The organism is Mycobacterium adipatum (assembly GCF_001644575.1).
Taxonomy (GTDB): domain Bacteria; phylum Actinomycetota; class Actinomycetes; order Mycobacteriales; family Mycobacteriaceae; genus Mycobacterium; species Mycobacterium adipatum.
The window spans coordinates 3472373-3497197 of the sequence record NZ_CP015596.1; the positions used below are offsets into that span (position 1 = coordinate 3472373).

At 68.7% G+C, this 24825-nt stretch carries 23 protein-coding genes; 5 read left to right on the top strand and 18 right to left on the bottom strand.

From position 1 onward, the window contains the following. Positions 1-36: 36 nt before the first annotated feature. Entirely contained in the window at positions 37-693 is a 657-nt protein-coding gene (locus tag A7U43_RS16460) for a nitroreductase family protein (RefSeq protein WP_067997314.1), read from the bottom strand. Between the two features lie 155 nt (positions 694-848). Between A7U43_RS16460 and A7U43_RS16465 the strand changes: the two genes are divergently transcribed. Then, positions 849-1319: an RDD family protein gene (locus tag A7U43_RS16465; protein WP_067997316.1), complete on the top strand. Its 471-nt coding sequence runs from the start codon at positions 849-851 to the stop codon at positions 1317-1319. Between the two features lie 59 nt (positions 1320-1378). Here A7U43_RS16465 and A7U43_RS16470 read toward each other — a convergent pair whose 3' ends face one another. Together A7U43_RS16470 and A7U43_RS16475 are read right to left on the bottom strand one after the other, a co-directional pair. Continuing rightward, positions 1379-2773, bottom strand: a complete 1395-nt coding sequence (locus tag A7U43_RS16470; RefSeq protein WP_067997318.1) for a GntP family permease — start codon at positions 2771-2773, stop codon at positions 1379-1381. Continuing rightward, positions 2770-3273, bottom strand: coding sequence for a gluconokinase (locus A7U43_RS16475; RefSeq protein ID WP_082902175.1), 504 nt, complete (start codon positions 3271-3273; stop codon positions 2770-2772). Before A7U43_RS16475 ends, A7U43_RS16470 begins: the two co-directional genes overlap by 4 nt. A gap of 120 nt (positions 3274-3393) precedes the next feature. Here A7U43_RS16475 and A7U43_RS16480 point away from each other — a divergent pair, with 120 nt between their 5' ends. Both A7U43_RS16480 and A7U43_RS16485 read left to right on the top strand, forming a co-directional pair. Beyond that, on the top strand, positions 3394-4122 hold the full coding sequence (locus tag A7U43_RS16480; RefSeq protein ID WP_067997324.1) for a FadR/GntR family transcriptional regulator: 729 nt from the start codon (positions 3394-3396) through the stop codon (positions 4120-4122). A gap of 8 nt (positions 4123-4130) precedes the next feature. Further along, positions 4131-5009 carry an SCO6745 family protein gene (locus A7U43_RS16485; protein ID WP_067997325.1) on the top strand — a complete coding sequence of 293 codons (879 nt, stop codon included), beginning with the start codon at positions 4131-4133 and terminating at the stop codon, positions 5007-5009. Between the two features lie 11 nt (positions 5010-5020). Here the strand turns inward: A7U43_RS16485 and A7U43_RS16490 are convergent, their stop codons facing one another. From A7U43_RS16490 to A7U43_RS16505, 4 genes are read right to left on the bottom strand one after another with little or no spacing between them, the layout of a single operon-like run. Beyond that, positions 5021-5347 carry a YnfA family protein gene (locus A7U43_RS16490; protein ID WP_067997326.1) on the bottom strand — a complete coding sequence of 109 codons (327 nt, stop codon included), beginning with the start codon at positions 5345-5347 and terminating at the stop codon, positions 5021-5023. A 28-nt stretch (positions 5348-5375) separates the two neighbouring features. Then, a complete protein-coding gene (locus A7U43_RS16495; RefSeq protein WP_067997328.1) occupies positions 5376-7382 on the bottom strand; it encodes a DUF7064 domain-containing protein in 2007 nt (668 codons plus the stop codon). Positions 7383-7423: 41 nt separating this feature from the next. After that, a complete protein-coding gene (locus A7U43_RS16500) occupies positions 7424-9337 on the bottom strand; it encodes a primary-amine oxidase (protein WP_067997332.1) in 1914 nt (637 codons plus the stop codon). Between the two features lie 52 nt (positions 9338-9389). Beyond that, positions 9390-10901: a carboxylesterase/lipase family protein gene (locus A7U43_RS16505; RefSeq protein WP_068002898.1), complete on the bottom strand. Its 1512-nt coding sequence runs from the start codon at positions 10899-10901 to the stop codon at positions 9390-9392. Positions 10902-10966: 65 nt separating this feature from the next. Here A7U43_RS16505 and A7U43_RS16510 point away from each other — a divergent pair, with 65 nt between their 5' ends. Continuing rightward, on the top strand, positions 10967-11656 hold the full coding sequence (locus A7U43_RS16510) for an RAD23 family protein (protein ID WP_067997335.1): 690 nt from the start codon (positions 10967-10969) through the stop codon (positions 11654-11656). On the opposite strand, the gene A7U43_RS16515 is transcribed toward A7U43_RS16510, so the two are convergent. The 3 genes from A7U43_RS16515 to A7U43_RS16525 form a co-directional block, all read right to left on the bottom strand. Next, positions 11653-12321 carry a hypothetical protein gene (locus A7U43_RS16515; RefSeq protein ID WP_067997339.1) on the bottom strand — a complete coding sequence of 223 codons (669 nt, stop codon included), beginning with the start codon at positions 12319-12321 and terminating at the stop codon, positions 11653-11655. The genes A7U43_RS16510 and A7U43_RS16515 overlap by 4 nt on opposite strands. Before the next feature lie 103 nt (positions 12322-12424). Further along, positions 12425-13633, bottom strand: a complete 1209-nt coding sequence (locus A7U43_RS16520) for an alpha/beta hydrolase (RefSeq protein ID WP_067997342.1) — start codon at positions 13631-13633, stop codon at positions 12425-12427. An 18-nt stretch (positions 13634-13651) separates the two neighbouring features. Beyond that, positions 13652-14011, bottom strand: coding sequence for a hypothetical protein (locus tag A7U43_RS16525; RefSeq protein ID WP_068002901.1), 360 nt, complete (start codon positions 14009-14011; stop codon positions 13652-13654). Positions 14012-14144: 133 nt separating this feature from the next. On the opposite strand from A7U43_RS16525, the gene A7U43_RS16530 reads away from it, so the two are divergent. Next, positions 14145-14480, top strand: coding sequence for an RNA polymerase-binding protein RbpA (locus tag A7U43_RS16530; protein WP_057165293.1), 336 nt, complete (start codon positions 14145-14147; stop codon positions 14478-14480). Positions 14481-14569: 89 nt separating this feature from the next. On the opposite strand, the gene A7U43_RS16535 is transcribed toward A7U43_RS16530, so the two are convergent. From A7U43_RS16535 to cobN, 8 genes are read right to left on the bottom strand one after another with little or no spacing between them, the layout of a single operon-like run. Then, the gene (locus A7U43_RS16535; protein WP_067997345.1) at positions 14570-15343 is read right to left on the bottom strand and encodes a polyprenol monophosphomannose synthase; all 774 of its coding nucleotides are present in this window, start codon (positions 15341-15343) and stop codon (positions 14570-14572) included. Further along, complete coding sequence (lnt, locus tag A7U43_RS16540; RefSeq protein WP_068002903.1) at positions 15340-17109, bottom strand: apolipoprotein N-acyltransferase; 1770 nt, start codon at positions 17107-17109, stop codon at positions 15340-15342. The genes A7U43_RS16535 and lnt overlap by 4 nt, the downstream gene beginning before the upstream one ends. Further along, the gene (locus A7U43_RS16545) at positions 17102-18706 is read right to left on the bottom strand and encodes an amidohydrolase (protein ID WP_067997348.1); all 1605 of its coding nucleotides are present in this window, start codon (positions 18704-18706) and stop codon (positions 17102-17104) included. Before A7U43_RS16545 ends, lnt begins: the two co-directional genes overlap by 8 nt. Positions 18707-18718: 12 nt before the next feature. Next, entirely contained in the window at positions 18719-19219 is a 501-nt protein-coding gene (locus A7U43_RS16550; protein ID WP_067997351.1) for an FxsA family protein, read from the bottom strand. Positions 19220-19267: 48 nt separating this feature from the next. Beyond that, on the bottom strand, positions 19268-19660 hold the full coding sequence (locus A7U43_RS16555; RefSeq protein ID WP_067997354.1) for a PPOX class F420-dependent oxidoreductase: 393 nt from the start codon (positions 19658-19660) through the stop codon (positions 19268-19270). 7 nt (positions 19661-19667) lie between these two features. Next, the gene (gene purU, locus A7U43_RS16560; RefSeq protein ID WP_067997359.1) at positions 19668-20564 is read right to left on the bottom strand and encodes a formyltetrahydrofolate deformylase; all 897 of its coding nucleotides are present in this window, start codon (positions 20562-20564) and stop codon (positions 19668-19670) included. A gap of 2 nt (positions 20565-20566) precedes the next feature. Then, complete coding sequence (locus A7U43_RS16565; RefSeq protein WP_067997363.1) at positions 20567-20950, bottom strand: PPOX class F420-dependent oxidoreductase; 384 nt, start codon at positions 20948-20950, stop codon at positions 20567-20569. A 31-nt stretch (positions 20951-20981) separates the two neighbouring features. Next, entirely contained in the window at positions 20982-24578 is a 3597-nt protein-coding gene (cobN, locus tag A7U43_RS16570; RefSeq protein WP_067997366.1) for a cobaltochelatase subunit CobN, read from the bottom strand. Positions 24579-24825: the final 247 nt, after the last annotated feature.

Sequence of the window (24825 nt, forward strand, 5' to 3'; positions counted from 1 at the left end):
GCCGGCCAGGCCTATTGGTGAGCGCACCCGCCGCGGCTACCTGCGGTGGCCGGCCAACAGATCGTCGGCAGGTTCGTCCCAGTGGTCCAGGTTGACCGCGTGGGTCAGCGGACGGCGCCGTAGCCGGCCGTGCCTGCCCTTGGGCCAGCCGATGACGATGTGACCGCCGAGCATCCAGTCGTCGGGGACGCCGACGGCCTCGCGCAGCAGGGCCTCACCGCCGTAGGAGGCCCAACTGGTCAGGCAGGCACCCAGACCTTGTGCGCGGGCGGCGAGCAGGAAATTCTGCATGGCCGGGAAGATGGAACCGCCCAGCAGCAATTCGGACGCGGTGGGAAAGCGCTTTTGCACGAAGAGTACGGAGGTGAACTCCTCGGCCCGGTCGTGCAGCTCGTAGGTGGCCCGGTTGTTGCGGGCGGTCACGTCGGTCTCCTGATCGGTCGGCCGGCTCATCCCGTATACCGGCTCGATCACCGACAGCGCCTGACGTGCGGCTTCGGCCACGACGGCGCGCTGCTCGGGGGAACGCAGCACGACGAACCGCCAGGCTTGCGCGTTCGCTCCGGATGGGGCCCAGGTGGCGGCTTCCAGACAGCGGGCCAGCGTCGCATCGTCGACGGGCTCGTCCGTGAAACGCCGGATGGTCCGCGCCGTCGACAGCACCTCCCAGATGTCACTGCTCCCAGTTGCCATGTCGGCACCCTAGCGTGCAGCCGGGGCGGACCGGCGGGGCCCGGCTGCAGCGCCGTCCCGCAGTCCGAACTCACCGCGCAGTCACCCGACGAGGCTGAGATCCAGCCCGGTTTTATCGCTTGCCGATACCGCCGGGACGAGTAGGTTCTGCAGGCATGACCACAGGTGGATTCGATCAGCAACCGGGCACGTACATCGCTTCCGGCGGGCAACCGGGCGGCCTCCTGCCGCGCTGGCTGGCCCGCATCATCGACGGCATCCTCATCGGCATCGTCGCGTTCGTGCTGGCCTTCTTCACGGACACGTTGTCCAACGTCTGGGTCACCGGTCTGTTCACCGGCGCCCTGACCTTCATCTATTACGTGGCCTTCGAGACAACCCAGGGATGGACGCCGGGCAAGAAGGTGCTCGGCCTGCATGTCAACGGTCCCGGTGGCGCCGCCAAGCCGACGGTGCAGCAGTCGGCCGTGCGCAATGCGTTCACGCTGCTGCCGATCATCCCGTTCGTCGGCGGGTTGCTCGGTGTCATCGCCATTCTCGTCATCGCGGTCACCATCAACGCCAGCCCGACCAAGCAGGGCAAGCACGACGAGCTCGCCGGCGGCACCCAGGTGCTCAAGAGCTGACTCCGGGTTGCCGAAAGTCCGGCGAATCCCGTGGGATTCGCCGGACTTCGGTGTGGGTGTCAGATGAAGAGGTCGAGCAGCAAGACCACGATCAGACCGGAGACCGACAGCACGGTCTCCATGATCGACCAGGATTTGATCGTCTGCCCGACGCTGAGCTTGAAGTACTCCTTCACCAGCCAGAAGCCGGCGTCGTTGACGTGCGAGAAGAACAGCGACCCGGCGCCGACCGCCAGCACCACCAGCGACACCTCGCCCGAACTCATGCCCTCGATCAAACCGATCATCAGCGACGACGCCGTGATGGTGGCCACGGTGGCCGACCCGGTGGCCAGCCTGATGGCCACCGCCAGGCCCCAGGCCAGCAGCATCACCGAGATATTGGTGCCCTCGGCAAGATTCTTGAGCGCGGTGCCGATGCCGGTATCGACGAGAACCTCTTTGAAGCCACCACCGGCGGCGACGATGAGGATGATGCCGGCGACCGGGGGCAGACCTGACTCGACACATTTGGTGATCTCGGAGCGGCTCATCCCGCCGCCGCGGCCCAGCGTCACCATGCCGACGATGACGGCGATCAGGAGCGCGATGAGCGGGGTGCCCAGGGTGTCGAAGATCTGCCGGAACCACTGCCCGTCATCGGAGATGAAGATGTCGACGAGCGCCTTGCCCAACATGAGGACCACCGGCAACAGCACGCTGAAGAGCGTGATACCGAAGGACGGTCGGCGTCGCTGCTGCCCCTCGGGCAGTGCATCCGCGTCGAAGATCTCGGGTGCGCCGACCACCACCCACTTGCCCGCGAGCTTCCCGAACAGTGGACCCGCGACGATGATCGTCGGGATGGCCACCGCGACACCGAGTGCCAGCGTGACGCCCAGGTCGGCACCCAGGTACCCGATCGCGGCGAGCGGGCCCGGGTGCGGTGGCACGAATCCGTGCATCGCGGAAAGACCTGCCAGCGCCGGGATCCCGATGGTGATCAACGACAGCCCCGAGCGACGCGCCACCAGGTAGATGACCGGCATCAGCAGCACCAGGCCGATCTCGAAGAACATCGGCAGACCGATGATCGCGCCGACCAGAGCCATCGCCCAGGGCAACATCCGTGGCGACGCGTGCCCGACGATGGTGTCCACGATCTCATCGGCCCCGCCCGAGTCCGCCAGCAGCTTGGCGAACATCGCGCCCAGCGCTATCAGGATGCCGACGCTGGCCGCGGTCTTGCCGAAGCCGTTGGCGAACGAGGTGAGCACCGTCGCGAATTCCTCGCCGGCCACCACCCCCACGGTGAGTGCACCGAAGATCAGGCCGAGGAAGGGATGCAGTTTCACCACCGTGATGAGCACGATGATCACCGCGATACCGGCCAGGAAGGCGAGCATCAGGTGCGGGGTCGACGCGACGGGCTCGACGAGTTTCGGCGGCTCCGCCAGGACAGTCAGGGTGTTCATCCGAGCTCCAGTCGGGTTTGGGTGACGTAGTTGTCGATGATGGAATCGATGCTCTGGTCGACGTCGATGGTCACGCCGGCCTCGTCGTCCGCGAGCGGTTCGAGAGTGTCGAATTGCGATGCCAACAGCGAGGCCGGCATGAAATGGCCTGGCCGGCTCGCCTGGCGGGCCCCGATCATTTCCGGGGTGCCGCTCAGATGGAGGAACTGGACGCCCGGACAGTGCCGGCGGAGTTGTTCGCGGTAACGACGTTTGAGCGCCGAACAGCTCATCACACCGCCGGTGGCGCAGTGCTCGGCCAACCACTCGCCGATGGACTCCAGCCACGGAAGGCGGTCCCCGTCATCGAGCGCTTCTCCGGCCGTCATCTTCGCGATGTTCGCCGGTGGGTGGAAATCATCGGCGTCGGCGAACGGAATCCGCAGGCGTTGCGCCAGTGCGGCGCCCACCGTCGATTTACCGGACCCCGATACACCCATCACCACGATTGGTGCCGTCATCTCACTCCACCTCCATGTGTCAGACCTCACATAGCGTGCATCAATAATCTGACTATTGCAAGCAGATCACGAAAAGATCGGTTTTTATGCAGGCCAGCCCAGCTATGACAGGATGTATCGATGGGGTACACGCCTAATGTCAGCGTGCTGCACGAGAACGTGCTGACCGCGCTGGGCACCGCCGTGGTGTCGGGCGCATACCCGGCCGGGAGTGTCATAAACCTGGAACGGGTCAGCGCGGAACACGAGGTATCCCGCAGCGTCGCGCGCGAGGCGGTGCGTGTCCTGGAATCGATGGGCATGGTGGCCTCCCGTCGCCGGGTGGGCATCACCATCCAGCCGGCAGAACACTGGAATGTTTTCGACCCACGGCTCATCCGGTGGCGGTTGGAATCCGGTGACCGGGCCGCCCAGCTGGTCTCGCTCTCGGAACTGCGCCGCGGGTTCGAACCCGCGGCCGCCGCGCTGGCGGCCCGGCGCGCGAACCCGCACCAGTGCCGCATCATGGCGGCCGCGGTATCCGACATGGTCGTGCACGGACGCGCCGGTGACCTGGAGTCCTATCTGCAGGCGGACAAGGTTTTTCACCGCACTCTGCTGGAAGCCAGTGGCAACGAGATGTTCCGGGCACTCAACGCCGTGGTCGCCGAGGTGCTGGCGGGGCGCACCCACCACGGCATGATGCCTGCCGCGCCCAACCCGGCCGCCATCGCCCTGCACGACGAGGTGGCCCGAGCGGTCCGGCTGCGCGATGAGGCGGGCGCCGAACGGGCCATGCGCGCCATCATCGACGAGGCGAAGGCGGCCGTCGCCGACGACGCGTCGGGCGATGCGGCGGCGGATGATTGACTGTCGAGGTGAGCAGAGCACCGTCTATCGCCCGTCGCCTGTTCGACCGGCTTGAGCCCGTCCACGCCGTCACCTATTTCGCGCCGGAAGCGCGAGCCGCCCTCGACGACCTCGGTTACCGCGGGTTCTGGATGGGCTATTTCGCGGCCCGATCGGCGCCACTGGGCCCGGTGTCTCCCGAAGTCGTGACCGCGGTGTTCTACAACTTCGCTCCCGCACGAGTCGCCAAAGCGCTGCCGGCCGCCTGGGAGATCGCCGCTCCCGCAACGGTCCTGCAGATACGCCAGGAATCCGCGACGGCGGCGCTGCGCCGATACGGGTGCACCGATCCCGATCGGGTCGCGACCGCTGCGTCACTGCTGTCTCGCGCCGCGCGTCAGGCCCCCATGGAGGGGCGGCCACTGTTCGCGGCGAACCTCGCGTTGGCGTGGCCGCAGGACCCGCTGTCCCAACTGTGGCATGCGACAACCCTGATGCGCGAGCATCGCGGTGACGGTCACGTCGCGGTGCTCGCCGCGTTGGGGATCAGCGGTCGCCAGTCCAACGTGTTGCATGCCGCGGCCGACCGGGTGCCCCGGGAGATGATCATGCGCAGCCGCGACTACGACGAGCAGCAATGGCAGCACCACGTCGGTGAGCTCGCCGACCGCGGTCTGCTCGACAGCTCCGGGACGCTCACCGCTGCCGGCGCCCAACTGAAGGCCGAGATCGAGGAGCGCACCGACCGGCTGGCGCTCGCGGCATTCGACGCGCTCGACGACACGGAGCTCGACGCTCTCTTCGCCGCCCTCACGCCGCTGACCCGGCTGGTGGTTGCGGCGGGCGATGTTCCGGCGGCGACCCCGATGGGGCTGGATCGCGGCGATCTCGACAACGACCGGCTCTAAAGGCGCGGATCTCAGCGCGGCGCGTACATGATGAGACCCACCCCGAGCAGGCACACCAGCGCACCGGAGATGTCCCAGCGGTCCGGCCGGAACCCGTCGGCGACCATGCCCCAGAGCAGCGAGCCGGCCACGAAGACCCCGCCGTAGGCGGCCAGCACCCTGCCGAAGTTCGCGTCGGGTTGGAATGCGGCGACGAAACCGTAGGCGCCCAAGGCGATCACGCCCGCACCGACGAAGGCCCAGCCGCGATGCTCGCGGACGCCCTGCCACACCAGCCAGGCGCCGCCGATCTCCAGTACCGCGGCCAGCGCGAACAGCACCATCGATTTGAGCACCATCACCCGTGCCAGTCTGGCACGCGTCGGATCAGAGGTTGCGGTTGAACTCCAGCCAGCCGACGCCCTTTCGACCGTCGGCGGTCGTGACCGTCGCCCAGGCGCGCGGGAATTGGCTGACCCGTCCGTCCGCGGAGGTGAGCAGCACCGGCGCATGTCCCACCATGTCGACGGTCAACTCGGTGTCCCCCGGTTGCAGCGTCAGCGTGGCCGTGGACGGCAGATCGTCATCGTCCAAAGTGTGCTGGGCGCACACCGATTCGAGCTCGACCAGTGCCTCACCCGCCCGCTGGGAGTAACCGATGCCGATCGGCGCCATCCCGGGAATCCGGATGTCCACCCCGTGCAGGTGGGTTCCGTCCTCGAGGTGCAGAGCGCTCCACGTCCAGTCCATGCTCCACCAGTCCCGCACACCCCAGGAATGGTCCCGCTGTCCGGGGACGCCGTTCAGCGGGTACTGCCGACCGTCGATGGTGGCGGTGCCCGACACGCTGCAGGCGATCTCGTAGCGCGGGGTGATCCGGTACAGGTACGGCGTGCCGACCGAGACGAATTCCAGGTCCAGGCCGACCTCGACCGGCCGTCCCGCCGCACCGCGCAACAGCCCGGCCGGGTCGTCGTAGGCCTCGCCGCGGGCCCGCAGCCGCACCCGGTAGCGCTGCAGCGGCGCGGCGGCGGACAACTCGAGGTCGATGCGCCCGGTGTGCACCCGAGCGGGGTCGGCGGGCAACGCTGCGTGCAGGTCATTGACGGCCACCGTCGGCATGCCGGGACCGCACAGCAACGCGTTGATCCAGGCGGTGTCCTGGTTCGGTATCAGGCCCAGGCGCACCCAGCCGCCGAGACCCTGTGCGGCATCCACGAAATCGAAGTACCAACTCTCGTTCCACAGCGCCTCGTCGGTGTGCGCGTGGGGTCCCTCGTCCGCGGCGTCGGGCGTCAACGGTTCGGGCGTCGCGGCGGCGGGCAGGTCCGCCAGGGCATCGGTGTCCAGCACGTGGGCACAGTGGCGCGCCAGCATCGTCATGAACATTTCGTCACCCCGCTCGGTCTGCGCGACCAGCATCGACGACACGATCGCCATCATCACCCCGAAGAAACTCTGCCGGCGCACCCCCGCCCGGACATCCTCGAGCGACAGTGGCGGCGTCGCGCCGAGCGCCTCGTGGTAGGCGCTCAGCAACGCGTCATAGTGCGCGCGGCGCATCTCGTCGGGCAGCGCACATCCGATGAAGTAGGCGACGTCGGTCAGCGCGGGTCCACGGGTGACGGTCTGCCAGTCCACCACGGTCAGGGGCCGTCGGGCGCCTTCCGTGCCGAACAGCATGTTGTCCAACCGATAGTCGCCGTGCACGAGCCCCTGCGGCGCGGCGGCCTCCTGTGCCAGGTACCCGTCGAAGGCCTCCACCAGGCGTTCGCACACCAGTCGGTGCTCCGGGGCGATCCGATCGCCGAAGCGGTCGGCGAATCCTGCCCACAGCCCGGCCAGCAGCGCCTGACTGACCGGTGCCTCCCGGTTCAGCCAGTCGGCGTCCTCGAGTCCGGCATCGCCGAGCAGCGGGCCATGCACCCGGGCCAGTTGCGTCAACGCCAGGAACGCCTGTTCGGTGCTGGCACCGCTGATCTCATCGCCCACCACCGCGGGCGCGGCATCACCAAGGAGCAGATCGAAGGCGCCGGTCTCGGCGTCATAGGCGTGGTGGAAGCAGGGCGCGAAGGGAGCTGCCGACCCCCCGTCGCTTCGCTCGCCCCCGGACAGGGTGGGCGCGATCTCCGCATAGAACCGCACCTCGCGCTCGTAGAGGCCCAGCGCCAGTCCGGTCTGGCGGCTGTTCGGATCGGCCGCAGCCACCTTGAGCACGACCGTCGCCGGTCCGGTATCGCCGTCGGCGTAGCGCAGATGGACCCGGTAGCACTCGCTCATCTGGCCGGTGCCGATGCGCTCGAAGTGGTGTCCGGTCACCGTGCCGGCGCCCAGCGCCGTGGTGAGCCAATCGTCGGTCAGATCGGTGGGGCGCTCGATGAGTTCACTGGGCACGATGTGAACCTAGCAGTGGCGCCGATCACACATGACAGGTGTCAACTCTTATGGCATTCCTTCGGGCTGGCGGCCACATCCAGGGCCGGGTTGCGGTCGAAGAACCCGAACGGTTTCAGCCAGAACGACACCACGTCCACCGGCATCACCGGCCAGTCCTCGGGCCGGGTGATGTGGTGAATGCCGAACACGTACCAAAGCACCACATCGGTGTTCTCGATCGGCCGGTTGGCCTTGGTCCATTCGCCGAGACCCGTGTCAGCAACCGACTGGTTGACGAATTCCCCGGCCGGCCAGCGCTCCTCGGCGGTATTCGGTGTCACCCACAGCGCGTGGCCGATGACGTTGGCGCGCTGCAGCACCGGTGATTGCGCATCGAACATCGCCGGCAATGCCCCGGCGGGTACCAGCTTGTAGGACGGGTGGGTGCCCAGGCCGTTGACGACGTTGGTGTTGACCACCTTCCAGGCGCGCTGGGTGGAGAAGTCGACGTCCTGTTTGCCCTCCTCCTCGGTGCGCAGCGCGACATTGCGGGTCACCAGCGACAGACCGTACGGGTTGTCCGGGCCGGTCGGCTCGGCGTAGGACTCCGACATGAACACCGTGTTGTCGGTGCCGTCGATGTCCAGGTCGAGCCGCGCCACCAGGAAATGCTGGTGGAACGGGGCATACGTGCGTTCGTCGACGAGGGTGCCGTTGGGGTTCGTCTGGCCGGCCGCCAGCGGCGTGGTGACCATGATGCCGGTCGCGCGCACCTCGCACTCGATGTTGCCGTCCTGGTAGAGCCGCCAGTAGACCAGGTATTCGTAGTTGGCGACGGTGACGTGGAACGACAGCGTGAGCCTGCGGATCCGGCGCACCTCGGCGCCGGTGTCGTGATCGACGTGCTTCCACAGCACCGCCGCGTCTTCCTCGTGGATGCAGATCGCGTTGGCGATGGTGTAGGGCTCGCCCTTGCTGTTGTGCAGCACGGCATCGAGGTAGCGGATCTCGCCGAGACAGTCGCAGCCCAGCTCCAAGGACTGCGTCATGAATCCCAGGCCCCACTCCCCGATATCGAACGCGGTGCGCCGATAGTGGTCGACCGACGAGTCGCGGTAGGGCACCACCATCTCGGCGAACGACATCCGGTGCGCGATGGAGCGGTCGAGGTCGCCGTCGCGGTACCGCACCGTGTGCAGCGTCATGCCCTCGCGGTAGTTGAAGCCGACCCGCAGCGACCAGTTCTGCCAGCGCAACAGATTGCCGTCCAGAGTGAACGACGGCCCCTCCGGCTGGGTGATGTGCAAGGGCTTGAGCGGTTCCCGGCGCGACGACGCACGGATGTGTTCCGGGATGTGCCGCGGTGCGTATTCGCCCATCACCGTGGGCATCTCGACGCTGCCGGTGTCCTCGACGCGCAGTAGCTCCATGGTGTTGAGGTCGATCACGCAGTGCAGTCCGCTGACCAGATGTGCGTACGGGTTCATCCCCGGCCCATCCTTGAGCCAGGTGTCCGACCAGCCCAGTCGGCGGCCGCGGAACTCGTCGGGGATCACGGCGTCCCCGTAGGTCCAGGTGTCGACGAACACCCGGTCGATATCGGTGATGCCGCGCGCGGCCAGAGCGGCGAGGAAATCGGGATGTCGGCGCAGCATCTGGTCGCATTCGACGAACTCGTCGACGGTGAAGTTCGGCTGCACCCCGGGCACGTGCTCGAACGACTCGACGCCACCGTCGGTCAGCGACACCACACCCTTGTAGGTGGCGTTGGACGCCCGTTCGAAGCACACCACGACGGCCCGCCGCGGCGGGACGGGCCCGTCGTGCTCGAACGCCACCAGTTCGGGCTTACCGGGTTCCGCCAGCTCGATGGAGGCGTATCGCCAACCCTCCCCGACACCGTGTTCGCGACCCAGGATCTCGGCGACCGCGGTGAATTCGTGGGGGCCCAGCGGGTCCAGCGGGTGTGTCATCGGACAAAACAACCACACACGGCGCGGGGTCGCATGCGGTTCACGCCAACCGCTACCGCGCAGCCAGCGTGAAACCCTCCCAGGCCCGCCTGCGATCCGCGTCGGGGTCGTAGTGCAACCGGGTCTGGCGGTCGAACACCAGGACGGCGCGCATGCTCTGCTCGTAGCGCGGCCAGCCCTCGCCGGGGTGGCCGATACGGCTGAACTCGCCCCACCGGGTCTGCATCTCCCGGCTGACCCGCTTGGCCGAGCTGCGGTCACCGCCCGCGGTGAGCAGCGCGCCGAGTCGGGTGCGGTAGATGCCGAACACCGCCAGCAATTCGGTGGCGTGCGTGGCGCCCAGACCGGACCAGCTCAGAACACGCGGGGCGTAGTCGTAGCGGTAGAAGTGGGTCGGGGCGTGCATGCTGTGCGCCTGGGCGATATCCCATGCGGCCGTGCCGAATGCGAAGTCCCCGCCCAGGCGGATACAGGCCCGTTTGCTGGGATAGTCCGGATACGCCCCGACGATCCGGTCGCGGGTTGCGGTGTCGGCATCGGCCAACAACATCTCGATGGTCTGTTCGGTCATCGGTAGCAGCTGCATGAACCGGGTGAACAGTTTGCCCTCATCGGCGTTGGTGCCCACGATCATCGGCAGCCGGTGCGCGGTGCCGGTCCGCATGGCGTGCAGCGGGTCCTCCGGCAGCAGTTCGGTACCGCTGGTCGGACCGGCCGGAAACGCCCCTGGCATATCCCGCCCGCCACGGGCGATCAGTTTGTCCAGCGCGGTGACCAATTCGGCGGGGCGGGCCGACATCACGGCCGCCGCGCCGTCGCGGGCGCTAGCGCCGAGCAGCCCGGCGAACTGCTCGGCGAAGATCGGTGCGGCCTCCGCGGTGCGCACCATGCCCGAGGCGGGGCTCTGTGAGATTGCCTGCGCGAAAAGACCTTTGGCAGCGGGGACGGCCATCAGTGTGGCCACCGCGTGCGCTCCGGCGCTCTCGCCGAAGATCGTCACGTTATCCGGGTCGCCGCCGAACACCGCGATGTTCTCGCGCACCCAGCGCAGCGCGAGCACCAGGTCGGCCAGGAACAGGTTGCCGTCGATCGGGTGCTCGGCGGTGGACAGCGAGGACAGATCCAGGCAGCCCAGCGCACCCAACCGGTAGTTGACCGACACGTAGACGCAACCGCGCCGGGCCAGCGCCACCCCGTCATAGACCGGCGTCGCCGAACTGCCCATGATGTAGCCGCCGCCGTGGATGAAGAACATCACCGGCAGCGGACCTTCAGTGTCAGGTTCCTCCGGCGCCACCACATTGATTGTCAGGCAATCCTCGCTCATGGGCTGGTATCTGCCGACGCCGGTCAGCGTGTACATCTTCTGCTGGGGCGCGCAGTAGGTGAACCCGTGGCAGTAGCGCACCCCGGGCCACGGGTCGGCGGGTACCGGCAAGCGATAGCGCCGGGGGCCCACCGGCGGCTTGGCGTAGGGGATGGATCGCCATCGATGCACCCCGTTGCGGGTGAATCCTTCGATGGTCCCGGTGCTGATACGAACCCGGACGGTGTGTTCGTGCATGACGCCGACGTTAGCGAAGATCCGGCCGTTCGCCGTGTCGAAGCGCACCCCGCTACCCTTGATCGATGCGGTTGGTGTTGTTGATGGTGGCGTCTGCCCTGGTGGCGGGCTGTTCGCAGACGCTGGACTCGCAGAGCTCCACGGCCCGCACCCCGCTGACCGTGCCGGCGCCGAGCGTTACCAGCGGTGCGTCGCCCTCCCCCGCCACCACCTCCGCGGCGACCTCGCCGCCAACCATCGCCGCCGGCGCGGCGATCGATGAGGTCATCTCCCGGGTCGAGGCCGGCACGCCGGCCGCCCCCGAGGATTTCGGGTCCATGTCCCGGGACGGGGCAATCACCGCGCTCGACGGCGGCGTCGCCTTCAGCACCGACACCGTCAGCTGCGTCAGCACACCGAAGTACCGGGACGCGATGCTGTCGTGCTTGGTGGATCTCACCAATCCGCCACCCCGACCCCCCGATGTGTTCACCGTGTGGAAGGGCAACTGGGTCGATTTCGACGGCTCCAGCGTGGAAATCGGATCGCAGCACGGAGATCCGGGACCCTTCGTCGACGGCGAGGGTGCCGCATTGCCGGCGGGTTCGTCGATCGCGTTCGGCGACTTCCGCTGCCGCGCCGACGCCGATGCCGTGCTGTGCGTCAACTACGCCGAGCGCTCCGCGGTGCAGTTGAGCGCCGACGGCGTCGACGGATTCGGCTGCCTGGCCGAGTCGCAGGCACCACCGGGCATCGGAGTGCGGATGTCGTGCTAGAGCCGGAAGTCGCCGTCGACGACCTGCAGCGTGACCACCTGACCGTTGATGTCGGCGGTGCCCTTCCCCTCCCCGAGCGATAGGATCGGCGAGGCCGGTCCCAGCTTGCGGGTATTGCGGATACGATCACGGAATTCCTTGCTGCTCAAGGCTTTCACATCGACCGTAGGTTCCGGACCGGGATCGTGTTGCACCCCGGTGGCCGAGTCGCCGGGACGCACCACCCAGGTGGCCCGCACCCCGCGCACCTCGCCGGTGTACATCCCGGCCGGCGCGGACACCGGGGCGGCGGTGAACCGATATGCCACGCCGTTCATGGTCAGATCGCCGACCACATCGGTGCCGTCGACCGATGCGGAAAGCGTGTCGCGGAACTTGCCGGTGATGTCGATACGCCCCTCGGCCTGATCGCCGAAGAACCACGCCTCATCATCGACACCGTTGCAGGCGTAGGCCGCCACCCGGTCACCGTCGACTGCGATACCGAGGGTCATGGTCTTGCCACCAGCGGCCGGCATATCGGCGATGTACTTGCCCGACTGCGGGAACGAAGCTTCTGCCGCGGGCGGTGACATGGTGGCCGTGGTGCTGGCGCCGCCCGAGCAGGCGGTCAGTACCAGCATGGCGGCGGCGCCCACGAGCAGGGCGGGAGTGTGCGATCTCATCTGCTCAGCGTGCTCCGCCGCGGCCCGGCGCGCATGAATTTTAGCTGGAGATCGGGTGGAGAAAGCCGAGTCAGGTATGCCGGGAGCAACGCAACGACGCGGATCAGAGCAGAAAGGCAGCCAGCTCGGTGCGGAACACCTGCCAGCCTGGTTCGGTCCCGGTGAGCAGATGGTTGTTGCTGTTCAGCGCCACCAGCCGGGAGTCGGGGATCAGTGCCGCGAGTTCCTCCCCGTACCGCATCGGGACGCGGCGGTCATCGGCGGAATGCATGATGAGTGTCGGGCACGAGACCCGCTGAGCCTCGTCACGCACATCGATACGACCGAACTCGTCGAGGAACCGTACCGCGTTCTCCGGCGAGGTGGTGCGGCGTTGTAGACGGTCGAAAGCCTCCCAGTCCGCCCGGGTGCCGTCGGGCTGGAACTGCGCGGCGAACACCTGCCGGAACGCGGGATCATCACGGCCCCAACCGACCCTGGCCAAGTCCAGATCCAGTGCCGCGGCCCGCTTTTCGTCCTCCCCCACCGCGCGCACGGCACGCCCGCGGGCGTAGGCGCCACACAGCACCAGATGCGACACCCGCTCAGGATGGCGCGCCGCGTAGGCCACCGCCACCGCGCCGCCCTGCGACACCCCGAGCAGCGGAAAGCGCTGCAGCCCAAGCGCCTCGACCACCGACTCCAGATCGGTGACCCAATCGTCAAAGGTGAAGTCCCCGATGTCCCAGTCCGAGAGACCGCAGCCGCGTTCGTCGTACCGGATGAAAGTGTGCGCACGCGCGAGATCTCGTACCCAGTGCCGCCACACCGGGCTCTCGATGTCATAGCCGAGGTGGGTCATCCAGTTGGCCGCCCGCACCAACGGCGGGCCGTCACCGGCCACTGCATACGCCAAACGCACCCCGTCGGCGGCCCGGCAGAAGGCGATGTGCTGGCGGGGCGGCGAGGCCTGCTCCGGCGCGGCGACCACGGCTTCGGTCAGGGTGCCGACGAACTGGTAGCCCCGGCCCCGGACGGTACGGATGAAGCGCTGGGATTCTCCGTCGTCACCGAGCGCTCGTCGGGCGGCCTTGATCCGGCTGGTCAGCGCGGCCTCGCCGACGAACCGGCCGCCCCACACCGAGTCGAAGAGCTCCTCCTTGGTGACAACCCGGTCGTGGTGGGACACCAGGTGGGTCAGAACATCGAACACCTGGGGCTCGACGTGCACCGGGTGGCCGGCGCGGCGCAGCTCATAGCGTCGGGCGTCCAGCACGAACTCACCGAATCGCCAGACGGCGTCCGGCGGGTCAGGCGGAAGGGGTGTGGTCACGACCGGTGCCCGCGTCCGTCAGCGCCAGCCGTCGGCGGCCTTCGCCGCCTGCAGCAGTGCCTCACACAGCTCGCGCAACTCCGTGCCGACAACACCTTCGTCGGCGGCGATCGCGACATCCTCGGCGGCGCAACGGACCTGATAGATGCGGTCGGACAGATCGGCAGCCTCGTCGGCGGTGAGCACCACCGCGTCGGGGGCCAACGAGGTGCCCTTGACCTGGGCACGCTGTTCGTAGGCACGCTGCCGGCAAGATTGGCGGCAGTACTGGCGCCGCCTGCCCATACCCGCATCGGGAACTTCGCGGCCGCACCAGCGGCACGGCTGGGGCCGATTGCGCCGTCGCGCAGCGGATGTACCAGGCGTTGCGGATGTCACGCGCCGACTGTAGACCGCCGGACCGGGAGTGCCCAGCATCTGCCGTATCCTGGTGGATTGAAGTCGGGAACTTCGCGCGGGTCCGCCGCGTTGATCATCCGGACGAATTGCGCGTGTTGAAGGAGAGTTGACGATGGCTGATCGTGTTCTGAGGGGCAGCCGGCTCGGCGCCGTGAGCTACGAGACCGACCGCAACCATGACCTGGCCCCCCGCCAGGTGGCGCGCTACCGCACCGATAACGGTGAGGAGTTCGAGGTTCCGTTCGCCGACGACGCCGAGATCCCCGGCACCTGGCCCTGCCGCAACGGCATGGAAGGCACCCTGATCGATGGCGACGTCCCGGAGCCCAAGAAGGTGAAGCCGCCCCGGACGCACTGGGACATGCTGCTGGAGCGGCGTTCGGTGGAGGAGCTCGAGGAACTGCTCAAGGAGCGCCTCGACATCATCAAGACCCGCCGTCGCGGCTGATACCGCCGCAGGCACAACCCACGAGCGTGCGTGATCGCGCGCCGGCACCCGGTGTGTCGGCCGCGGACACGCACGCTCGCGGTGTTTTTTTACAGCGAGGCGGGCCGGCTGCTGACGCCCCGGGCGCGATCGATGCGCCCCCGCATTCCCCACTCGGCGACCTTGAACATCGCCTCGCGAATGTTCGATCCGCTCATCTTGGACACGCCCAGCTCGCGTTCGGAGAAGGTGATGGGCACCTCGACCACGGTGAAACCGGCATTGATGGCCCGCCAGGTGAGGTCGATCTGGAAGCAGTACCCCTTCGAGTCCACCGCGGACAGTTCGATCTTCTCCAGCACCTCGCGCCGGTAAGCCCGATAGCCGGCGGTGATGTCTCGGATGTCGACGCCCAGCAGCACCCGCGAGTAGGTGTTTGCCGTGCGTGACAGCGCCAGGCGCCGCCACGGCCAGTTACGGACCGTGCCGCCGGGCACGTAGCGCGAACCGATCGCCACATCGGCGCCACCGTCGACGGCGGCGAGCAGCCGGCCCAGCTCCTCGGGGGCGTGGCTGCCGTCGGCGTCCATCTCGACCAGGACGGTGTATTCACGGTTCAGACCCCACTCGAAGCCGGCCAGGTACGCCGCTCCCAGGCCGTCCTTGCTGACCCGGTGCATGACGTGAATCCGGTCGGGGTCCGCGAGCGAGAGTTCGTCGGCGAGCCGACCGGTGCCATCGGGGCTGCCGTCGTCGACGACCAGGACGTGCACGTCCGGCTGAGCAGCATGGACCCGTCCCACGATCAACGGCAGGTTCTCCCGTTCGTTGTAGGTGGGGATGATCACCAGCGTGCGCCGGCTCGGCGACACCAGATCGCTCATGCTGTTCTCTCGTCCTCACTGCCCTCATCGGGCGAATCCTGTCCGGTGGCCGGTACCTGCGGGCCCTTCCGGGTGCTGCCGGCGGCATCTCGCCGTCTGCGCACGAACTCCCCATTGTGCAGCATGGCGGCGATCACAGCCGATAGGCCGACGCCCACCAGCACCCACTGCACGACCGGACCCCACTCGGTGGCGAAGGTGATGTTGGACTTCAGCCGCACCGCCATGTCCAGGTAGGCGGGTTCGAAGAACTCGGTGGTGGCCAGCGGATGCCCGTCGGGGGCGACCACCGCGCTGATTCCGGTGGTCCCCGCCACCACCACGTACCGGTCGTGTTCGACGGCGCGCAACCGGGCGAAGGCCAGTTGTTGGGCGCTCATCGCGGCATCGAAGGTGGCGTTGTTGGCCGGAACCGCGAGCAGCTGGGCACCGCCCAACACGGAATCGCGGACCGCCCGGTCGAAGATCACCTCCCAGCAGGTGGCCACCCCGATCGGGATGCCCGCCGCCTGGACCACGCCGGTGCCGTCGCCGGGCAGGAAGTAGCCCGCGCGGTCGGCGTAGGACGAGAACTTCTTGAAGAAGCTCCGCCACGGCAGGTACTCACCGAACGGCTGGATGATCCGCTTGTCGTGCCGGTCCTGCGGGCCGGATTCGGGGTCCCACACCAGCACCGTGTTGGTCGCCACCGGCGACTCTCGGGTGTAGCCGGGCGCCGCCAGCACCGTGCCGACCAGGATCGGGGCCCGAACGGCACGCGCGGCCTCCGCGATGCGGGCGGCGGCATCGGTGTTGCGCAACGGATCGATATCGGAGGAGTTCTCCGGCCAGATCACCACCATCGGCTGCGGCGCCCGGCCGGCCCGCACGTCCTCGGCCAGCCGCAGGGTTTCGGCGACGTGGTTGTCCAGCACGGCGCGGCGCTGCGCATTGAAATCCAGGCCCAGCCGCGGCACGTTGCCCTGGACCGCGGCGATCGTCACCGCGGGGTGCTCCCCGGCGCCCGCGCCGGCCTGCCGCACGCCGGGCCAGACCAGCGCGGTGGCCAGCAGTACCACGCAGATGAGCACGCCGGGCAATACCGCTTCCGGTCGGGCCGCGTCCGAGCCCGCCGACGCGGGGTGGCTGCGCCGCCACCACAGCACGATCTCCAGGGTCAGCGCGGTCAGGCTGAAGCCCACCAGCGCCACCGCCACCGACACCAGCGGCGCACCCCCGAGCTGTGCCAGCGGCAACAGCGGGCCGCCGGTCTGCCCGTAGGCGACCACGCCCCACGGGAAACCGCCGAACGGCACACTCGACTTCAGCCACTCCTGGACGGCCCATTCGGCGGCGAACCAGACCGGCCATCCCGCGAGTCCGCGCACCAGCACGGCCAGCAGACCGAACACCGCGGGGAACAGCGCCTGCAGCAGCGCCAGCGCCAACCAGGGGCCGGTGCCGACGAACAGTCCCACCCACGGGATCAACGGCAGGTAGAAGGCCAGCCCGAACAGCAGGCCGTAGCCGAAGCCGCCGGCGCGGGTGGTCTGCCGACGGGTCAGAACCCAGCCCAGCAACGCCAGCGACCCGAAGGCCGCCCACCACAAGCCCACCGGCGGAAAACTGAGATACATCAACATCCCGGCGAGCACGGAGATCGTCATCCGGATCAACCGGACGCGCAGCACCCGCCAGCCTGCGGCGAGAATCCGCGCGGCGCGGCCGGGGCCCGGGGTGTCCACGGTGGTGTCGTCAGCGGTGTCGACGGCGTCCACCTCAGCCATGGAGCACCGCGCCGCGGTGGACGGTTCGCAGGCAGCGCGGAAGCTGGGCGGCATCATCGAGCCGAGGCAATGCGGGCACCCGGGACCGCGGATCGGTGGACCAGCGGGCCGCCGCCTCCGTCGCCGGGGTGCTGACCTCGAGGTCACCGGCGTCCCAGATGGCATAGGAGGCGGGGGCCCCGGGCACCAGGGTGCCGGTGATGCCGTCACGCACCCCGCCGGCGCGCCAGGCGCCGCGGGTGGCGGCGGAGAACGCCGCCCGCGCCGACACCCCGCTGCCGGGAGTGCGGTGGTGGACCGCCGCCCGCACCGTTGCCCACGGGTTCAGGCCGGTGACCGGGCTGTCGGATCCGAAGGCGAGGGGCACGCCTTGGGATGCTAACAGCGCAAACGGGTTGAGCGTTGCCGCTCGGGCAACCCCGAGACGCTGGGCGTACATGCCGTCCGGGCCGCCCCAGCAGGCGTCGAAATTGGGCTGGACGCTGCCCATCACCCCCCACCGGCCGAGCTCGGCGGCCTGGGCGGCGCTCACCATCTCCAGATGCTCAAGCCGGTGCCCGCAGCGCGCGACGGCGGGCCCGCCGAACCGCTCGACGGTGTCACGCAACGCGTCGGTGACGGCGGTGACCGCGGCGTCACCGATCACGTGGAACCCGGCGGTGATCCCGGCCTCGGTGCAGGCGTGCAGGTGGGCGGTGATCGCGGCGGTGTCCAGGTAGGTGTTACCGCAGGTGTGTGCGGCGTCGGCGTAGGGCTCGTGCAGCCAGGCCGTGCGCGAGCCCAGGGCGCCGTCGACGAACAGATCCCCCGCCAGGCCTGCGGCCCCGGTCTGCGCCAGCAGGGTTCGGGCCTGATCCGCGGTCTGCACGGCCTCACCCCAGTAGCCGGTGACCTGCACGCCGTGCTGCAGCGCGTGCACGGCGTGCCAGTCGTCCAGACCACCGATATCGGGGCCACCACATTCGTGCACCGCGACGATGCCGTGGCCGGCCGCCGCATCGAGCGCGGCGTGTTGGGCCGCGCGTCGCTGCTCCGGCGCCAGCAACTCCCGCGCCGCGGCGCGGACCAGGTGGTGCGCGTCGGCGGTCACCGGCCGCTGCGGGTCGAAGCCGGCGGCGTCGGCGATCCCGGGTGCGCTCGCCCGCAGCGCGCTCGACGCGGCGCCCGAGTGCACATCGATCCGACTGAGGTAGGCCGACCGGCCCTCAAGTGCGGCGTCGAGGTCCGCGGTGCTCGGCGGCGTGGGGTCCGGCCAGCGGGACTCGTCCCATCCCGATCCCCACACGATGCCGGTCCGGTGGCGGCGCGCATGCTCGCGCACCAACGTCAGACAATGTTCGCGCGACGTGGCGCCGCGCAGGTCCAGGCCGGTCAGGCTGAGACCGGTGGCGGTGAGGTGGACGTGACTGTCCACGAACGCGGGGGCGACGAAGGCGCCGTCCAGATCGACGACGTCGGCGTCGGGGAACTCGGCGCGGGCGGTGTCATCGGCGCCCAGCCACATCACCGTCCCGTCGGGACCGTCGCCGAACGCGATGGCGGTGGCGTCGGGGGCGGCAGGGCTGTGCACCCGTCCATTGATCAGCAGAGTCGTCACGAAGGTGACAGGTTAATCGGCGGTGGGGGTCCGCTGCTCCACCGAGGTCGGTTCGGTGTCGACGACGTCGATGACCTCGCCGTCGACATAATCGGTGCGGCCGGGCGCCCGGTAGCCGGCGTAGCCCGCCGAATACGTCATGACCAGCGGAGTGGCGCCGGCCAGCCGCTTACCGATCGCCGCGACCGCGACCGGGCGCGCAATGCGCCGGGTCGGGGGCATCAGCAGCAACGCACCCAACACCGAGCTGGCCAGACCGGGGATCACCACCAGGACTGCGCCGAGCGCGACCAGTGCGCTGTCGGTGGCCAGCTCTCCGGAGGAGGAGCGCGCGTTCAGCGCCGCCTGCAGACGTCGGATATGCCGGGCGATCTGGGAACCGGCCACCGCCAGCCCGACCGCGAACGTGGCCAGCACCGCCAGTACCGTCCAGCCGAACCCGATGGTCGACACCAGGGCGACCAGCACCGCCAGCTCGACCAACAGGTACACCCCGAACAACCGCTTTGCCATATCGGGACAACGCACGAGCCACCGGAAGGGTTCCAGCCTCGACTCGGACTAGGGTTCGCCGACCGGCACGACCTCGATCGCGGCGTGCACCTTGTCCACGCCGCCGCGGATCAGGGCCTGCGGAATCCACCACCAGGCGTGCCACCAGTAGCGCCGGGTGACCATGTCGAAGACACGCCGAGTCTCCGATTTCGGCAGATTACGCGCGACGGCCTCGACCGGTTCCCCCTTCACCTTGCCCAGCACCCCGCACTTCTGGATGGTGACCCGCGGGGTGTTGTTGATCCTCTTGGTCTTCCACGAACCGTCGTCGGTGCTGATCAGCAGCTTGCCCTCGTGCGGCACGCCCCACACCGGGGTCGGCTTGGGCCGGCCGTCCTTGGTGAAGGTGGTCAGCAGCAGGTACTTCTCGCGGTAGACCTCATCGAATGTCGCAGCCATGACCCCATCAGAACACGACGGTCTCGTTGTCGTGCCGGACCACCCGGTCCTGGCAGTGCCAGAGCACCGCCCGTGACAGCACCGCCCGCTCGACGTCGGCGCCGAGGCGCACCAGGTCCTCCACGGTGTGGGTGTGGTCGATGCGGACGACGTCTTGCTCGATGATCGGGCCCTCGTCGAGGTTCTCGGTGACGTAATGCGCCGTCGCCCCTACCAGTTTGACGCCGCGCTCCTTGGCACGCCGATAAGTGTTCGCGCCGATGAACGCCGGCAGGAACGAATGGTGGATGTTGATCAACGGGGCTCCCACCGCGTCCAGAAACTCGGGGGTGACGATCTGCATGTACCGGGCGAGCACCACCAGATCGACGTTGCCGCGCAACAGCTCCAGTTGACGCGCCTCGGCCGCGGCGCGGGTGTCCCTGGTCGCCGGGATGTGCACGAAAGGAACACCGAAGGGCCGGACCTGCTCTGCCAAATCGGGATGGTTGGCGATGACCATCACCACCGACATGTCGAGTTCGCCCCGGCGGTTGCGCCACAGCAGGTCCAGCAGGCAGTGGTCGGCGGTGGACGCCAGGATCGCGACCCGTTTCGGTGTGGCGGCGGCGGTGAACCGGTGATCCATCTCGAACTCCGGCGCGATCCGAGCGGCGAATTCGCGTTCCAGCTCGGCGCCCGCGGCTGCCAGGCCCGGCAGGTGAAAGACCGTGCGCTGCAGGAATACTCCGCCCTCGGCCTCGGTGGAATGCTGATCCAGCGAGATGATGTTGGCGCCGGCGGCGGTCAGGAACGTCGATACCGCGGCGACGATGCCGGGACGGTCCGGGCAACGCAGCAGCAGCCGGCCGATGTCCTTGTGACGAACGGACGTCGAGGAACCAGCGGGATAACTTCCGGTCATCGTCAGTCGGCCGCGCGCAGCTCCAGCGCGAGGTTGTTCTTCATGCCGCCGCGCAGTTTGGAGAACAGGGTGAAGACCTTGCCGATCAGGCCGTAGCGCCTGCCGATTCCGTCGTAGACCCGGCCGACCTCGGACTGGTCCAAGATCGCCGCCACCGCCTCCACGTCCTCACTCTTGGGGTTGCCGCTGCGATCGCAGACCGCCACCGTCACCCGGGGGGTGTTGCGAATCCGCTTGACTTTCCAGGCCTTCGCCTGGGTGATGGCCAGCAGCCGGTCACCGTCGGGGACGGCCCAGATGGCGGTCGGCTTGGGCCTGCCGTCCTTGGTGAAGGTGGTGAGCAGGACATAGTCGGCGGTGGCGACATCGGCGAAGGTGAGAGCCATGGGGCAATCCTATGTGCACTTCGCGCACGGGTCAGCCTTCCAACTCCCCCTCGGTCTCCAACAGCACCTGCTTGAGTCCGTCGAGCGTGGCCGGGTCCGGGGCCGCCCACATACCGCGCCCGGCCGCCTCCAGCAGGCGCTCGGCCATCCCGTGCAGCGCCCAGGGATTGGACTCGTTCATGAACTTGCGGTTCTCGTCGTCGAGCACGTAGCTCTGGCTGAGCTGCTCGTACATCCAGTCCGCCATCACGTGCGCGGTCGCGTCGTAGCCGAACAGGTAGTCCACGGTGGCGGCCATCTCGAAGGCGCCCTTGTAACCGTGCCGGCGCATCGCGTTGATCCAGCGCGGGTTGACCACCCGCGCCCGGAAGACCCGGGTGGTCTCCTCGTTGAGGGTGCGGGTGCGCACGGCGTCGGGACGGGTGTTGTCACCGATATAGGCGGCGGGGTCCTTACCGGTGAGCGCGCGCACGGTCGCGATCATGCCGCCGTGGTACTGGAAATAGTCGTCGGAGTCGGCAATATCGTGCTCGCGGGTGTCGGTGTTCTTGGCCGCCACCGCAATCCGCCGGTAGGCCCGATTCATCTCGTCGGTGGCCGGCGCCCCGTCCAGACCCCGTCCGTAGGCGAAACCGCCCCACGCGGTGTACACCTCGGCCAGGTCCTGATCGTCGCGCCAGTTCCGGCTGTCGATGAGCTGCAGCAGACCCGCTCCGTAGGTTCCCGGCTTGGACCCGAAAATTCGTGTTGTGGCCCGTCGCTGGTCACCGTGCTCGGCCAGGTCCGCGGCGGCGTGGGCCCGCACGAAGTTGTCCTGCGGGCTCTCGTCGAGTCCGGCGACCAGCGCCACGGCATCGTCGAGCATGGCCACCACGTGCGGGAAGGCGTCCCGGAAGAATCCCGAGATACGCACCGTGACATCGATGCGCGGCCGGCCCAACTCCTGCAACGACATCGGTTCCAGATCCACCACCCGCCGTGACGCGTCATCCCAGATCGGCCGGACCCCGAGCAGCGCCAGCACCTCGGCGATGTCATCGCCGGAGGTGCGCATCGCCGAGGTGCCCCACACCGACAGTCCGACCGACGGCGGCCAGGTCCCGTGGTCCTCGCGGTACCGCGTGAGCAGCGAATCCGCCATGGCCACACCGGTTTCCCAGGCCAGCCGGGACGGCACCGCCTTGGGGTCCACCGAGTAGAAATTGCGCCCGGTGGGCAGCACATTGACCAGTCCGCGCAACGGCGAACCCGACGGGCCCGCCGGGATGTAGTGACCGTCGACCGCCCGCAGCACCGCCTCGATCTCCCCGGCGGTGCCCCGCAGCCGCGGCACCACCTCGTCGGCGGCGAACCGCAGAATCGCGGCCACCGCCGGGTCGTCGGTGATCCCGCCGACCGCGCCACTGTCCCAGCCGGAGGCCTGCAGCGCGGCGACGAGTTCCCGCGCCTGCGCTTCGGCGGCGTCCACGGCCGTGCGTTCGTCGGCGCCGTCCTCGGCGAGGCCGAGCGCCTGGCGCAGCCCGGGCACGGTGTGCTCGCCGCCGAACAACTGGCGGGCACGCAGGATGGCCAGCACCAGATCCAGCTCGGACTCCCCCACCGGCGGCTGACCGAGAATGTGCAATCCGTCGCGGATCTGGACGTCCTTGATCTCGCAGAGCCAGCCGTCGACGTGCAGCAGCATGTCGTCGAACGAGTCCTCGTCGGGCCGGTCCTCAAGGCCCAGATCGTGATCCATTTTCGCCGCGCGCATCAGCGTCCAGATCTGCTGGCGGATCGCGGGGAGTTTCGCCGGATCCAGCGCCGAGAGATTCGAGTGCTCGTCGAGCAACTGTTCCAGACGGGCGATATCGCCGTAGGTTTCGGCGCGCGCCATCGGTGGGATCAGGTGGTCGACCAGCGTCGCGTGCGCCCGGCGTTTGGCCTGGGTGCCCTCACCGGGGTCGTTCACCAGGAACGGGTAGATCAGCGGGAGGTCACCCAACGCCGCATCGGTGCCGCAGTCCGAGCTCATGCCCAGCGTCTTGCCCGGCAGCCACTCGAGGTTCCCGTGCTTGCCCAGGTGGATGACGGCGTCGGCCTTGAACGCGGCCGCGCCGCCGAATTCGCCGTCCAGCCACCGGTAGGCGGCCAGGTAGTGATGACTCGGCGGCAGATCGGGGTCGTGATAGATGGCCACCGGGTTCTCACCGAACCCGCGCGGCGGCTGCACCAGGATCACCACGTTGCCGGATGTCATTCCGGCAATCACGATTTCGCCGTCCGGATCGTGGGTGCGGTCGACGAACAGCTCCCCGGGCGGGGGCCCCCAGTGCCGCACCACCGCGTCGGCGAGATCGGCGGGCAGCGTGGCGAACCAGCGCCGGTAATCGGCGGCCGAAACCCGAATCGGGTTGCGCGCCAGCGTTTCCTCGGTGAGCCAGTCGGGGTCTTGACCGCCCCGTTCGATGAGGGCGTGGATGAGCGCGTCGCCGTCGCCGGCGTCCACACCGGGAACCTCGCCGATGTCGATACCGCGCTCGCGCATGGCGCGCAGCAGTGCCACCGCCGACGCCGGGGTGTCCAGACCGACGGCGTTGCCGATCCGAGCGTGTTTGGTCGGATACGCCGAGAACACCAGCGCGATCTGTTTGTCCGCGGCCGCGACGTGGCGCAACCGGGCGTGCCGCACGGCCAGACCGGCCACCCGCGCGCAGCGTTCCGGGTCGGCGCTGTAGGTGATCAGTCCCTCGTCGTCGATCTCCTTGAACGAGAACGGCACGGTGATGATGCGCCCGTCGAACTCGGGCACCGCGACCTGGGTGGCCACATCCAGAGGGGACAGCCCGTCATCGTTGTCCGACCAGGTGGCCCGCGAACTGGTCAGGCACAACCCCTGCAGGATCGGCACGTCCAGGGCGGCCAGGTGGGCGACGTTCCAGTTGTCGTCGGTCCCGCCGGCACCGACGGCGGCCGGGGTGGCGCCGCCGGCGGCGAGCACCGTGGTGACGAGCGCATCGGCGGTGCCCAGCAGTTCGAGCAGTTCGGGTTCCGGTGTGCGCAGCGAGGCGCAGTAGACCGGCAGCGGGCGGCCGCCGGCGGCGACGATCGCGTCGCACAGTGCAGTGATGTATCCGGTGTTACCGGCCAGGTGCTGCGCGCGGTAGTACAGCACCGCAACCGTCGGCCCGTCGCCGTCGGTCTGCGGATGCGGCAGCACGCCCCAACCGGGTACGGACACCGGCGGGTCGAATGCCTCGCCGGTCATGAGCAGGGTGTCGCACAGGAACCGATGAAGATTGGCCACGTTGGTCACGCCGCCCTGGGCGAGATAGATGTGGGCCTGCAATGCCACGCCGGCCGGGGCGGTCGAATACCGCATCAATTCGGCGTCGGGGGCCTGTTCGCCGGAGAGCACCACCGTGGGCACCGGACCGGCCACCAGTGCGTCGATACCGTGCTGCCAGGCGCGGTAGCCACCCAGGATGCGCACCACCACCAGATCGACGCCGTCGAGCAGTTCGGCGAGCTCACGGTCGAGTTCGTCCTGCAGCAGCCGGGCTGGATTCGCCCACCGATAGTCGGCGCCGCTGGCGCGGGCGGTGATCAGGTCGGTATCGGACGTAGACAGCAGCAGCACGGTCGGCACCGCTCAATCCTGCCGCACCACCGGCGCGGCGTGGTCCGCCGGTTCAGCGGTCGGAGCGGCTCCACCGGCCGTACCACGAGTCCCGGTAGGGCACCGAGATGGCGGCGACCACGAGGGTGACGCCGAGGGCAATGGCGATGAGTGAGGCCATGTTCTGGCCTCCTTCCTGAAGGAGGTACCGGCGGTACCGGGTTGATGATCGAAACGTAGCCCCCGGATGCGCCGCTACCGGCATTCTGTGCCTGAG

Bases quoted from the DNA above. Each gene is read 5' to 3' on its own strand.
- A7U43_RS16465 (WP_067997316.1), top strand. From the start codon at position 849: ATGACCACAGGTGGATTCGATCAGCAACCGGGCACGTACATCGCTTCC.
- A7U43_RS16475 (WP_082902175.1), bottom strand. From the start codon at position 3,273: ATGACGGCACCAATCGTGGTGATGGGTGTATCGGGGTCCGGTAAATCG.
- A7U43_RS16490 (WP_067997326.1), bottom strand. From the start codon at position 5,347: ATGGTGCTCAAATCGATGGTGCTGTTCGCGCTGGCCGCGGTACTGGAG.
- purU (WP_067997359.1), bottom strand. From the start codon at position 20,564: ATGACCGGAAGTTATCCCGCTGGTTCCTCGACGTCCGTTCGTCACAAG.
- A7U43_RS16515 (WP_067997339.1), bottom strand. From the start codon at position 12,321: ATGAGATCGCACACTCCCGCCCTGCTCGTGGGCGCCGCCGCCATGCTG.
- A7U43_RS16550 (WP_067997351.1), bottom strand. From the start codon at position 19,219: ATGGCAAAGCGGTTGTTCGGGGTGTACCTGTTGGTCGAGCTGGCGGTG.
- A7U43_RS16500 (WP_067997332.1), bottom strand. From the start codon at position 9,337: ATGACACACCCGCTGGACCCGCTGGGCCCCCACGAATTCACCGCGGTC.
- A7U43_RS16470 (WP_067997318.1), bottom strand. From the start codon at position 2,773: ATGAACACCCTGACTGTCCTGGCGGAGCCGCCGAAACTCGTCGAGCCC.
- A7U43_RS16460 (WP_067997314.1), bottom strand. From the start codon at position 693: ATGGCAACTGGGAGCAGTGACATCTGGGAGGTGCTGTCGACGGCGCGG.
- A7U43_RS16535 (WP_067997345.1), bottom strand. From the start codon at position 15,343: ATGAGCGATCTGGTGTCGCCGAGCCGGCGCACGCTGGTGATCATCCCC.
- A7U43_RS16530 (WP_057165293.1), top strand. From the start codon at position 14,145: ATGGCTGATCGTGTTCTGAGGGGCAGCCGGCTCGGCGCCGTGAGCTAC.
- A7U43_RS16555 (WP_067997354.1), bottom strand. From the start codon at position 19,660: ATGGCTGCGACATTCGATGAGGTCTACCGCGAGAAGTACCTGCTGCTG.
- A7U43_RS16510 (WP_067997335.1), top strand. From the start codon at position 10,967: ATGCGGTTGGTGTTGTTGATGGTGGCGTCTGCCCTGGTGGCGGGCTGT.
- A7U43_RS16480 (WP_067997324.1), top strand. From the start codon at position 3,394: ATGGGGTACACGCCTAATGTCAGCGTGCTGCACGAGAACGTGCTGACC.
- lnt (WP_068002903.1), bottom strand. From the start codon at position 17,109: ATGGCTGAGGTGGACGCCGTCGACACCGCTGACGACACCACCGTGGAC.
- A7U43_RS16565 (WP_067997363.1), bottom strand. From the start codon at position 20,950: ATGGCTCTCACCTTCGCCGATGTCGCCACCGCCGACTATGTCCTGCTC.
- A7U43_RS16505 (WP_068002898.1), bottom strand. From the start codon at position 10,901: ATGCACGAACACACCGTCCGGGTTCGTATCAGCACCGGGACCATCGAA.